The organism is Streptomyces sp. NPDC014864 (assembly GCF_043081525.1).
GTDB lineage: Bacteria > Actinomycetota > Actinomycetes > Streptomycetales > Streptomycetaceae > Streptomyces.
In genome coordinates, this window is the sequence record NZ_JBIBWT010000001.1 from 363,373 (window position 1) to 375,555 (window position 12,183).

9 protein-coding genes are annotated in these 12,183 nt (G+C 73.2%); 8 read left to right on the plus strand and 1 reads right to left on the minus strand.

Annotation, left to right across the window (positions count from 1 at the left end; translation table 11 throughout):
• The first annotated feature begins 153 nt into the window (after positions 1-153).
• The 7 genes from ACF1A5_RS01775 (at position 154) to ACF1A5_RS01805 (ending at position 10,103) form a co-directional block, all read left to right on the plus strand.
• Positions 154-1,143: a malate dehydrogenase gene (locus tag ACF1A5_RS01775; protein WP_392190815.1), complete on the plus strand. Its 990-nt coding sequence runs from the start codon at positions 154-156 to the stop codon at positions 1,141-1,143.
• A 170-nt stretch (positions 1,144-1,313) separates the two neighbouring features.
• A complete protein-coding gene (locus ACF1A5_RS01780; RefSeq protein ID WP_392190816.1) occupies positions 1,314-2,609 on the plus strand; it encodes a hypothetical protein in 1,296 nt (431 codons plus the stop codon).
• Positions 2,610-2,852: 243 nt separating this feature from the next.
• A complete protein-coding gene (locus ACF1A5_RS01785; RefSeq protein ID WP_392190817.1) occupies positions 2,853-4,379 on the plus strand; it encodes an aldehyde dehydrogenase family protein in 1,527 nt (508 codons plus the stop codon).
• Positions 4,380-4,578: 199 nt separating this feature from the next.
• The gene (locus tag ACF1A5_RS01790; RefSeq protein ID WP_392190818.1) at positions 4,579-6,108 is read left to right on the plus strand and encodes a GMC family oxidoreductase; all 1,530 of its coding nucleotides are present in this window, start codon (positions 4,579-4,581) and stop codon (positions 6,106-6,108) included.
• Complete coding sequence (locus tag ACF1A5_RS01795; protein ID WP_392190819.1) at positions 6,108-7,196, plus strand: glycine betaine/L-proline ABC transporter ATP-binding protein; 1,089 nt, start codon at positions 6,108-6,110, stop codon at positions 7,194-7,196. Before ACF1A5_RS01790 ends, ACF1A5_RS01795 begins: the two co-directional genes overlap by 1 nt.
• A complete protein-coding gene (locus ACF1A5_RS01800; RefSeq protein WP_392190820.1) occupies positions 7,196-9,139 on the plus strand; it encodes an ABC transporter permease in 1,944 nt (647 codons plus the stop codon). Before ACF1A5_RS01795 ends, ACF1A5_RS01800 begins: the two co-directional genes overlap by 1 nt.
• Position 9,140: 1 nt before the next feature.
• Positions 9,141-10,103, plus strand: a complete 963-nt coding sequence (locus ACF1A5_RS01805; protein WP_392190821.1) for an ABC transporter substrate-binding protein — start codon at positions 9,141-9,143, stop codon at positions 10,101-10,103.
• A gap of 43 nt (positions 10,104-10,146) precedes the next feature.
• Here the strand turns inward: ACF1A5_RS01805 and ACF1A5_RS01810 are convergent, their stop codons facing one another.
• Positions 10,147-10,668: a carboxymuconolactone decarboxylase family protein gene (locus tag ACF1A5_RS01810; RefSeq protein ID WP_392190822.1), complete on the minus strand. Its 522-nt coding sequence runs from the start codon at positions 10,666-10,668 to the stop codon at positions 10,147-10,149.
• A gap of 47 nt (positions 10,669-10,715) precedes the next feature.
• Here ACF1A5_RS01810 and ACF1A5_RS01815 point away from each other — a divergent pair, with 47 nt between their 5' ends.
• Positions 10,716-12,119, plus strand: a complete 1,404-nt coding sequence (locus tag ACF1A5_RS01815; protein WP_392190823.1) for a PLP-dependent aminotransferase family protein — start codon at positions 10,716-10,718, stop codon at positions 12,117-12,119.
• Positions 12,120-12,183 lie beyond the last annotated feature (64 nt).

A 12,183-nucleotide genomic window follows, 5' to 3' on the forward strand; every position in this document is an offset into this window, starting at 1 on the left:
GATAGCCTGACCGCTGGATCTCTCTTGACGCCAAGAGATCGATCATCCGTACCCTTGATCGGTCATCGTGGCGGCGCCGGTCACGAGCCGGTGGCGGGATCCCGCACCCCGGGGCAGGGACGCCCCACCGCCAGCTGTCATACGGAGAACGCCATGACCCGCACTCCCGTGAACGTCACCGTCACCGGCGCGGCCGGCCAGATCGGTTACGCCCTGCTCTTCCGCATCGCCTCCGGCCAGCTGCTCGGCGCGGACGTGCCGGTCAAACTGCGTCTGCTGGAGATCACCCCGGCGCTGAAGGCCGCCGAGGGCACGGCCATGGAGCTGGACGACTGCGCGTTCCCGCTCCTGCAGGGCATCGAGATCTCGGACGACCCGAACGTGGCGTTCGACGGCGCCAACGTCGCCCTCCTCGTGGGCGCCCGCCCGCGCACCAAGGGCATGGAGCGCGGTGACCTCCTGGAGGCCAACGGCGGCATCTTCAAGCCGCAGGGCAAGGCCATCAACGACCACGCCGCGGACGACATCAAGGTCCTCGTCGTCGGCAACCCGGCCAACACCAACGCCCTGATCGCGCAGGCCGCCGCCCCGGACGTACCGGCCGAGCGCTTCACCGCGATGACCCGCCTGGACCACAACCGCGCGCTGACCCAGCTCGCGAAGAAGACGGGCTCCACGGTCGCCGACATCAAGCGCCTGACCATCTGGGGCAACCACTCCGCCACCCAGTACCCGGACATCTTCCACGCCACGGTCGGCGGCAAGAACGCGGCCGAGGTCGTGAACGACGAGAAGTGGCTGGCCGAGGACTTCATCCCGACCGTCGCCAAGCGCGGTGCCGCGATCATCGAGGCCCGCGGTGCCTCGTCGGCCGCCTCCGCCGCCAACGCCGCCATCGACCACGTCCACACCTGGGTCAACGGCACCGCCGAGGGCGACTGGACGTCCATGGGCATCCCGTCGGACGGCTCCTACGGCGTCCCGGAGGGCCTGATCTCCTCCTTCCCGGTCACCTGCAAGGACGGCAAGTACGAGATCGTCCAGGGCCTGGACATCAACGAGTTCTCCCGCGCCCGCATCGACGCCTCCGTCAAGGAGCTCGAGGAGGAGCGCGAGGCGGTCCGCGGTCTCGGCCTGATCTGATCCCGTCCGTACGGGCCGCGTCCGCAGGGCCCGGCCCCCGGACCAGTCTTCACGGCTTCGTCACGGCCTCGCACAGGCCCCGTTCCGGTTCCTTCCGGAACGGGGCCTGTGGCGTGTTTTTGCCGCTACCGTCAAAGGCGTACCCGTCAGGGTGAGTTCGGGGGTTCGCGATGAGCGGTTGGGACGGTCACAGCTCCGGTTCGGGGCCGGAGCACGAGCCGAGCGAGGAGAGAGGCCGCGCGGCCTGGGCGGCCGAGGAGCCGGACGCGGAGGTGCCGGTCGGGGAGGTGCCCGGTGCTCGGGCGCCGGACGCGGGAGCGGACGGGGCGGGGACGGGCGGGGCGGTCCCGCCGTGGGTGTCGGCGGAGACCCGTACGGCTCCGGCCCCGCCCGCCGGGCCCGCGCCCACCCCGCCCCCCTGGGCCTCCGCCCAGACGCAGACGGCCCACGTCCCGCCCCCGTGGGCGACGGCCACTCCGCACCCCCGCCCGGCCCCGTCGGCGGAGTCCGCCACCCCGCCGCAGGGCAGCGGCACCCCGCCCGGCACGCCGCCGTGGGGCTCGCCGGGAGCGTGGCAGACGGCCGGCACCCCTCCGTGGAACGCCGCCGGCCTGCCGCATCCGTCCACCACCCCGCCGTGGGGCTCCGCCGGCACTCCGCCCGCGGGGCCCGCCACCGGAGGTCCCCCCCGCGCCGGATGGGCCGCCCCGCAGACCTCATCGGCGTACGCTCCCGCGCCCGGTGCCTCCGCAGGGCCCGGCACCGCCGGCCACCGCGTCGGCCGGCTGCTGGCGGCGCTGGCCGTCACGGCAGTCGTCGGCGGGGGAGTGGGCGCCGGGGTCTGGTACGTGGCCCGCGACCACGGAGGCAGCGGCACCGGGGCCGCCCCGGCCGTCGACGCGGGCGTCACCGGCCCCGCCGCGGATTCGGCGCCACCCGGATCCACGCCCGCCGCCTCCCCGCCCCAGGAGTCCGAGCCCCCCGGCTCCCCCTTCCTCGCCCCGTCCGCCCCGGCCGGGTACCGGCGCGCCCAGGACCCCGTCGGCTACACGGTCGACGTACCCGAAGGCTGGTCACGCCGGCAGAAGCAGGGCGAGAAGGCCCCGGTGGTCTACTACGACGCCCCCGGCGACGGCCGCCAGCTCCAGATCTTCGCGATCGCCGAGGACACCCCGGCCGCCTCCCTGGACCTCGCCGAGAACCACCCCGGCTACGGCTTCGCCCGCCAGCCGGGCTACCAGGCCCTGGACCGCGGTGCGGCCGCCACCTGGTCGGAGCTCACCTACCGCTACGACGATCCGGACAAGGGCGCCCGCCGGGTGATCGACCACCGCTTCCAGGCACCCGACGGCACCCTCTACGCGATCCGCGTCAGCGGCCCGGAGGCCATGGCGCCCGACCTGATCAGCACCCCGCTCACCACCGCGCTCGCCTCCTTCTGCCCGTCCGGCGGCTCCTGCGGCTGAGGCCCTTCGTCCGGATCGGCCCGGCGCCGCACCACGACCTCGTCGCAGACACCACCAGGACGCCGACACACCCGAACCATACGTCCCTTTCGTTAACTCCTACCCCTTAATTCCGTGACACGGAACACTTCAAGTGGCGGATTGCGCATGCAATTCGGGGGGACGGGCAGGCGCTAGAGGCCCCTGAGGGTGACACCCATGTAACACAGGGCCACTGAGCAGGAACGAAAGGCAATACCGATCATGGCGGACACGGCGAAACGCACGGCGCACAGCACCATCCACGCGGGAGGGGAGTGGCTGGAAGCGGTCTCCGGGGCCACGCGCGACATCCTCGACCCGGCGGACGCGACCCCGTTCGCCGTGGTGGCGGAGGGTGACGAGAAGGACACGGACCTCGCCGTCGAGGCCGCGCGGCGCGCCTTCGACGGCGGCCGGGGCGCATGGCCGAGCACTCCGGCCGCCGAGCGTGCCGCCCTGCTGCGCCGGGTCGCGGACCTCCTGGTGCGCGACCGCGAGCGGCTCGGTCTGCTGGAGAGCCGGGACGCGGGCAAGACCGTGGAGGAGGGCCGGGTCGACATCGACTGCGTCGCCGACGCCTTCCGCTACTTCGCCGACCTGGTCGCCGCCGAGGCCCCCGGCCGGGTCGTGGACGCCGGCTCGCCCGACATCCACAGTGTGGTCGTGCACGAGCCGGTCGGCGTCTGCGCGCTGATCACTCCCTGGAACTACCCGCTGCTCCAGGCCAGCTGGAAGATCGCCCCGGCGCTCGCCGCCGGCAACACCTTCGTGGTCAAGCCGAGCGAGATCACCCCGCTGACCACCGTCGCGCTGATCGAGCTGCTGGCCGAGGCGGGGCTGCCCGCCGGCGTCGCCAACATCGTCACCGGTCCCGGCCACACGGTCGGTGCCCGGCTCGCCGAGCACCCCGACGTCGACCTCGTCTCCTTCACCGGCGGTCTGATCAGCGGCACCAAGGTGGCCCAGGCGGCCGCCCCCAGCGTCAAGAAGGTCGCTCTCGAACTCGGCGGCAAGAACCCCAACGTCGTCTTCGCCGACGCCTGCGCCACCGACGAGGGCTTCGACACCGCCGTGGACCAGGCCCTCAACGCGGCCTTCATCCACAGCGGCCAGGTCTGCTCGGCGGGCGCCCGGCTGATCGTCGAGGAGTCCGTGCGGGAACGGTTCGTCACCGAACTGGCCCGCCGCGCCGGGAAGATCCGCCTCGGCCGCGGCACCGAGGACGGCGTCGAGTGCGGACCGCTCGTCTCCGAGCAGCAGCGTGCCAAGGTGGAGGCGTACGTCGCCGGCGCGCTGGAGGAGGGCGCCGTGCTGCGCTCCGGCGGCAGGCGCCCCGAGCCGTCGGCGCAGCGCCCCGCCGCCGGCTACTTCTACGAGCCGACCGTCCTCGACGGCTGCCACCGCGAGATGAAGGTCGTCCGGGAGGAGGTCTTCGGCCCGGTCGTCACCGTCGAGACCTTCCGCACCGAGGACGAGGCGGTCGCCCTCGCCAACGACACCGAGTACGGCCTCGCGGGCGCGGTGTGGACCGCCGACGCGGGGCGCGCCCGCCGCGTCGCCGGGCGGCTGCGCCACGGCACCGTCTGGATCAACGACTTCCACCCCTACCTGCCGCAGGCGGAGTGGGGCGGCTTCGGCAAGAGCGGCGTCGGACGCGAACTCGGCCCCGCCGGACTCGCCGAGTACCGCGAGAGCAAGCACGTCTACCAGAACCTCGCGCCCCAGCCGGTGCGCTGGTTCGCGGGCTGAGCCGAGCCCACCCCCGCACCGCACCACCCCGGACGCCCCGGCCCACCGCTCCCCGACCCCGGCCGACCACAGACCCCCGCTCCCCGACCCCGGCCGACCACAGACCCCGACCGCGGACGCCGGACCACCACCTCGACCCCCGACCCACGGACCCCGGATCACCACCTCCCCACCGACCCCCCACCGGAGTACCACCCAGATGCCAGACAACACCCACGAGTACGACTACGTCGTCATCGGCGGCGGCACAGCAGGCTCCGTCATCGCCTCCCGCCTCACCGAGAACCCCGAGGTCACCGTCGCCGTCATCGAGGGCGGCCCGAGCGACGTCGGCCGCGACGACGTGCTCACTCTGCGCCGCTGGATGGGCCTGCTCGGCGGCGAACTGGACTACGACTACCCGACGACGGAGCAGCCGCGCGGCAACAGCCACATCCGGCACAGCCGCGCCCGCGTCCTCGGCGGCTGCTCGTCGCACAACACGCTGATCGCCTTCAAGCCGCTGCCGTCCGACTGGGACGAGTGGGAGGCGGCCGGCGCCAAGGGCTGGGGCGCGGTACCGATGGAGGCCTACTTCGCCCGGCTGAAGAACAACATCGTCGCGGTCGACGAGAAGGACCGGAACGCCATCGCCCGCGACTTCGTCGACGCCGCCCAGGAGGCACTCGGCGTGCCGCGCGTGGAGGGTTTCAACAAGAAGCCGTTCAACGACGGCGTCGGCTTCTTCGACCTGGCCTACCACCCGGAGAACAACAAGCGCTCGTCGGCGTCGGTGGCGTACCTGCACCCGGTGATGGACGAGCGGGCCAACCTGACGATCTGGCTGGAGACCTGGGCGTACAAGCTCCAGCTCGACGGCACCCGCGCCGAGGGCGTGCACGTGCGCACCGAGGACGGCGAGGGGCACCTCGTCCGCGCCCGCCGCGAGGTCCTGCTGTGCGCCGGCGCCGTCGACACCCCGCGCCTGCTGATGCACTCCGGCATCGGCCCGAAGGCGGACCTGGAGGCGCTCGGCATCCCGGTGGTGCACGACCTGCCGGGCGTCGGCGAGAACCTGCTGGACCACCCCGAGTCGGTCATCGTGTGGGAGACGAACGGTCCCATCCCGGAGAACTCCGCGATGGACTCCGACGCGGGCCTGTTCGTGCGCCGCGACCCCGAACACGCGGGCCCGGACCTGATGTTCCACTTCTACCAGATCCCGTTCACCGACAACCCCGAGCGACTGGGCTACCAGCGTCCGGAGTTCGGCGTGTCGATGACCCCGAACATCCCCAAGCCGAAGAGCCGCGGCCGGCTGTACCTCACCAGCGCCGACCCGTCCGTCAAGCCCGCCCTGGACTTCCGCTACTTCACCGACGAGGACGACTACGACGGCCGCACCCTCGTGGACGGCATCAGGATCGCCCGTGAGATCGCGAAGACCCAGCCGCTGGCCGGCTGGCTCAAGCGGGAGGTGTGCCCCGGCCCGGACGTCACCGGAGACGAGGAGCTGAGCGAGTACGCCCGCAAAGTCGCGCACACCGTGTACCACCCGGCCGGCACCTGCAAGATGGGTGCCGCCGACGATGAACTCGCCGTGGTCGACCCCGAGTTGCGCATTCGCGGTCTGCACGGCATCCGCATCGCCGACGCGTCGGTCTTCCCGACCATGACCGCGGTGAACCCGATGATCGGCGTCCTCATGGTCGGGGAGAAGGCCGCAGACCTGATCGGAGATGAAGCCTGATGGCACTCGAAGTTCCCACCCGTAAGCCCCCCGCGGACGACTCCGCCACCGCTCCCGTCTTCTCGGTGGACGGCCTGTGGAAGGTGTTCGGCCCCAAGGCCGACCGCGTCCCCGCCGACCCCGAACTCGCCGCCCTGGAACCCGCGGACCTGCGCGAGCGCACCGGCTGCACGGCCGCCGTCCACGACGTGAGCTTCGACGTGCGCAAGGGCGAGGTCTTCGTCGTCATGGGCCTGTCCGGCTCCGGCAAGTCCACCCTGGTGCGCTGTCTGACCCGGCTGATCGAGCCGACCGCGGGCACCATAGCCATCGACGGCGAGGACGTCCGCGCCATGGACCGCTCCCGGCTGCGCGAACTGCGCCGGCACCGCGCCGCGATGGTCTTCCAGCACTTCGGCCTGCTGCCGCACCGCACCGTCCTGGACAACGTCGCCTACGGGCTGGAGATCCAGGGCCTGGGCAAGGGCGAGCGCCGCGAGCGGGCCGCCGAGGTCGTCACGAAGGTCGGCCTGGAGGGCATGGAGCAGCGCCGCCCCGGCCAGCTCTCCGGCGGCCAGCGCCAGCGAGTCGGCCTGGCCCGCGCCCTCGCCGTCGACCCGGAGGTCCTCCTCTTCGACGAGCCGTTCAGCGCGCTCGACCCGCTGATCCGGCGGGACATGCAGGACGAGGTGATCCGCCTGCACCGCGAGGAGGGCCGCACGATGGTCTTCATCACCCACGACCTCAACGAGGCCCTCAAGCTCGGCGACCGGATCGCGCTCATGCGCGACGGCCGCATCGTCCAGCTCGGCACCCCCGAGGAGATCGTCGGCGCCCCGGCCGACGACTACGTCCGCGAGTTCGTCCGGGACGTCCCGCGCGAGCAGGTCATGACGGTCCGCACCGCCATGCGCCCCGCGTCCGGGCAGGAGACCGCGGCCGGTCCCGCGCTCGCCCCCGACGCCACGGTGTCCGAGGCGATCGAGGCGGTGGCCCGCACCGGCGCCCCGGCCCGCGTGATGGACGAGGGCCGCTGCCTGGGCGTCGTCGACCACGAGCGGCTGCTCGGGGTCGTGGCCGGGACGGAGCAGCGCAGGGAGACGATCTGATGGCGACGATCACCGCATCCGCGCCGCGCCCCGCCCTGTCCGGGGTGCTCAGGCACCGCGCCGTCCGCAAGCTCCTGGTGCTCGCGCTGGTCGCCGCCGTCCTGGTGCCGCTCGCCGACGCCCGCTGGGCGAGCGGCAGCTGGCCCCAGGCGCTCACCGTGGACCTGTCCAAGCCGCTCGGCGGCGCCAGCGACTGGATCATCAACAACCGCGACAGCCACCCGCTGTTCCTGTACTTCTTCGGCTACGTCAGCAACGCGGTCGTCATCTCCGTACGCGTCGTCTACCTCACTCTCCTCGCCGCCGGCTGGGCGGGTGTGACGGCCGCCGCCGCGCTGGTGGCCTGGCGCACGGCCGGGGTCCGGCTCGCCCTCGGCACCGCTGCCGCCTTCCTCACCTGCGGTCTGCTCGGCATGTGGGTGCCGACCATGCAGACGCTCGCCCTGATGATCGTGGCGGTCCTCGCCTCGGTGCTCGTGGGCGTGCTGCTCGGCCTCGCCGCCGGGCTGTCCGACCGCATGGACCGCGCCCTGCGCCCGGTCCTGGACACCATGCAGGTGCTGCCCGCGTTCGCGTACCTGCTGCCCGTCGTGCTGATCTTCGGCATCGGCGTGCCCGCCGCCGTCCTCGCCACCGTCATCTACGCGGCCCCGCCGATGGCCCGGCTGACCTCGCTCGGCCTGCGCGGCGCCGACCCGGAGGTGCTGGAGGCCGTCGACTCCCTCGGCGCCACCTCCCGCCAGCGGCTGCTGACCGCCCGTATCCCGCTCGCCCGCAAGGAGCTCCTCCTCGGCCTCAACCAGACGATCATGATGGCGCTGTCCATGGCGGTCATCGCCTCCGTGATCGGCGCGGGCGGCCTCGGTGACCGCGTCTACCAGGCGCTGGCCTCCGTCGACGTGGGCGCGGCCCTCGCCGCCGGCATCCCGATCGTGCTGCTGGCCGTCGTCCTGGACCGCACGACCGGCGCGGCGGGCGACCGCATCGGTCAGGAGCAGCGCAGCGCCCGCCCGTGGGCGTACGCGGCCGTCGCCACCGTCGCCGTCGCCGTGGCCGCCCGTCTCGCGGGCGCGCTCGACTGGCCCTCGGGGTGGACCGTCGGCATCGCCGGACCGGTCAACCGCGCCGTCGACTGGATGACCGCCCACCTGTACTCGGGCGTCCCGTACATCGGCGGCACCGCGGACTGGGCCGGGCACTTCACCACCTGGGTCCTGGACCCGGTCCGGGCGGGCCTGCAGTGGCTGCCCTGGTGGTCGGTGCTGCTGATCGTCGCCGCGCTCGCCTGGCTGATCGGCACCTGGCGCACCGCGCTGACCGCTGTCCTGGCCATGGCCGCGGTCGGCGTGCTCGGTGTGTGGAAGCCGTCCCTGGACACGCTGTCGCAGGTGCTCGCCGCCGTCGCCGTCACCCTCGTCGTCGGCTTCGCCGTCGGTATCGCGGCGGCCCGCAGCGACCGCGTCGAGCGGCTGCTGCGCCCGGTCCTCGACGTCTTCCAGACGATGCCGCAGTTCGTGTACCTGATCCCGGTCGTCGCGCTGTTCGGCGTGGGCCGCGCCCCCGCCGTCGCCGCGGCGGTGGTCTACGCCCTGCCGGCTGTGGTCCGCATCACCGCCCAGGGCCTGCGCCAGGTCGACCCGGCGGCCCTGGAGTCGGCCCGCTCGCTCGGCGCGACCAGCGGGCAGCAGCTCCGTCAGGTCCAGCTCCCGCTGGCCCGCCGGGCGCTGCTGCTGGCGGTCAACCAGGGAGTCGTCCTCGTCCTCGCGGTCGTCATCATCGGCGGACTCGTCGGCGGCGGCGCGCTCGGCTACGACGTCGTCTTCGGCCTCGCCCAGGGCGACCTGGCGACCGGTCTGGTGGCCGGCCTGGCGATCGTCTGCCTCGGCCTGATGCTCGACCGGGTGACCCAGCCGACCGAACGCCGCGTGCGGAAGGGAGCGTGACATGAGGTTCAACCGCAGGACGACCCTCATCGCCGCCTCGGTGGCCGGCCTGTCGCTGCTCACCGGCTGCGGCGCCGCCGACATGACCAAGCAGGCCTCGCCGTTCGCCAACGCGCAGGGCTCGAAGACCGTGACCCTGTCCGTGCAGTCGTGGGTCGGCGCCCAGTCCAACGTGGCCGTCGCCCAGTACCTGCTGGAGCACGAGCTGGGCTACCGCGTCGACACCGTCCAGGTCGACGAGGTCCCCGCCTGGGACGCGCTCAGCCAGGGCCGGGTGGACGCCATCCTGGAGGACTGGGGCCACCCCGACCAGGAGAAGCGGTACGTCGAGGACAAGAAGACGATCGCGCACGGCGGCGGACTCGGGGTGACCGGGCACATCGGCTGGTACGTCCCGACGTACCTCGCCGAGCAGCACCCGGACATCCTCGACTGGAAGAACCTGAACAAGTACGCCTCGCTCTTCCGCACCGCGGAGAGCGGCGGCAAGGGCCAGCTGATGGACGGCTCCCCGTCCTACGTCACCAACGACAAGGCCCTGGTGAAGAACCTGAAGCTGAACTACCAGGTCGTCTTCGCCGGTTCCGAGGCGGCGCAGATCACGCAGATCAGGCAGTTCGCCAAGGAGAAGAAGCCCTTCCTGACGTACTGGTACGCGCCGCAGTGGCTGTTCAAGAAGGTCCCCATGACGGAGGTGAAGCTGCCGCCGTACAAGGAGGGCTGCGACGCGGACGCGGCGAAGGTCGCCTGCGCCTACCCGCACACGCCGCTGGAGAAGTACCTCAACGCCGACTTCGCGAAGTCCGGTGGCAAGGCGGCGGCCTTCCTGAAGAAGTTCAAGTGGACGACCGAGGACCAGAACCAGGTCTCCCTGATGATCGCCGACCAGAAGCTCTCCCCGGCCGAGGCGGCGAAGAAGTGGGTGGACGGCCACCGCTCCACCTGGAAGACCTGGCTGTCCTGAGCGAGGCGGGTGCCGGGGCGGCCCGCCCCGGCACCCGGGCGGGTCAGAGCCCCAAGTACTGGCCCGGCGTGTAGTGGCCCGGGGACATCCGGGTCGTCACCGCGAAGCGGTTCCACGCGTTGATCACCGTGATCGCGGCGATCAGCTGGGCCAGCTCGGCCTCGTCGAAGTGCCGGGCGGCCCGCTCGTAGACCTCGTCCGGAACGAAGCCGTCGGTGAGGACGGTGACCACCTCGGTCAGCTCGAGCGCGACCAGCTCCTTCTCCGTGTAGAAGTGCCGCGACTCCTCCCAGGCGGTCAGCTGCACGATCCGCTCGACGCTCTCGCCCGCCGCGAGCGCGTCCTTGGTGTGCATGTCCAGGCAGAACGCGCAGTGGTTGAGCTGCGAGGCGCGGATCTTCACCAGCTCGCGCAGCCGTGCGTCGAGGCCCTGCCCGGAGGCGGCCCTCTCCAGCCGGATCATCGCCTGGTAGACCTCCGGGGCGTGCTGCGCCCAGGACAGCCGGGGGCTGTGCTCGGGGGCGTACTCCGCGGTCGTCGTCGCGTGGTCGCTCGTAGTCGTCATGCGATCGACCCTAGAGGCGAGGCAGCCCAGGAGTATGGTCCATTTACATGGCGGAACCTTGGGCCACTCTGGGCATCGACCTGCACCTGGAACCGGCCGGTCCGGGCCTGCGCCGCGGCCTGACCGACGCCCTGCGCGAGGCCGTGCGCACCGGCCGCCTGACCCCCGGTACCCGGTTGCCCTCCTCCCGCACCCTCGCCGCCGACCTGGGCATCGCCCGCAACACGGTCGCCGAGGCCTACGCCGACCTGGTCGCCGAGGGCTGGCTCACCGCCCGCCAGGGATCGGGCACCCGGGTGGCCACGGGCGTGCCCGCCGTGCCCTCCGCCCGGCGGGGGCGGACCGGCGCGGCGCCCCCGCGCCCGGAGGGCCACCGCCCCGCCCTCGACCTCCGGCCCGGCACCCCGGACCTGGCCTCCTTCCCCCGGGCCGAGTGGCTCAGGGCCGCCCGCCGCGCCCTGTCCGCGGCCCCGAACGACGCCCTCGGCTACGGCGATCCCCGCGGCCGCGCCGAACTGCGCAGCGCCCTCGCCGGCTACCTCGCCCGGGTGCGGGGCGTGCGCACCGATCCCGGGCACGTGCTGGTGTGCGGGGGCTTCGCGCACGGCCTGCGGATCCTCGGCGCGGTGCTGCGCGAACGCGGCGTGCGCACGGTCGCCGTCGAGTCCTACGGCCTCGACGTCCACTGGCGGCTGCTGGAGCAGGAGGGGCTGCGCACCCGTCCGCTGCCCTTCGACGAACTCGGCACGGACACCCGGGCGTTGTCCGACGAGGGCGCCGTACTGCTCACCCCCTCGCACCAGTTCCCGATGGGCGTGCCCCTGCGCCCCGACCGGCGCGCGGCCGTCCTGGACTGGGCCCGGCGCACCGGCGGCCTGGTCCTGGAGGACGACTACGACGGCGAGTTCCGCTACGACCGCCAGCCCGTCGGCGCGCTCCAGGGCCTGGCCCCCGACCATGTGGTCCACCTCGGCACGGCGAGCAAGTCCCTGGCCCCCGGCCTGCGCCTGGCCTGGGCGGCCCTGCCCCCCTCCCTCGCCGAGGAGGCCGCGGCCGCCAAGGGCCGCATCGACACCTGCGGGGTGCTGGACCAGCTGACGCTGGCGGAGTTCCTCGTCTCGGGTGCCTACGACCGGCATGTGCGCGCGGCCCGCCTGCGCTACCGCCGGCGCCGGGACGCCCTGGTCGACGCGCTCGCCGTCCGCGCCCCCGCCGTCCGTGCCACCGGCATCGCCGCCGGCCTGCACGCCGTCCTGCGCCTGCCCCCGGGCACCGAGACCACCGCGGTCCAGGCGGCCGCCTGGCAGCACCTCGCCGTCTTCGGCCTCTCCCGCTTCCGTCACCCCCAGGCCACCACCACCCCCGTGGACGCCCTTGTCGTCGGCTACGCGACACCCCCGGACCACGCCTGGGCCCCCACCCTGGAGGCACTCTGCCGGGCCCTCCCCTGACGGCCGGACACCCCACACCGCCAGGCCCCGGAGCCCCGCCGCGGTTTCCGGCACGCCACCCTGC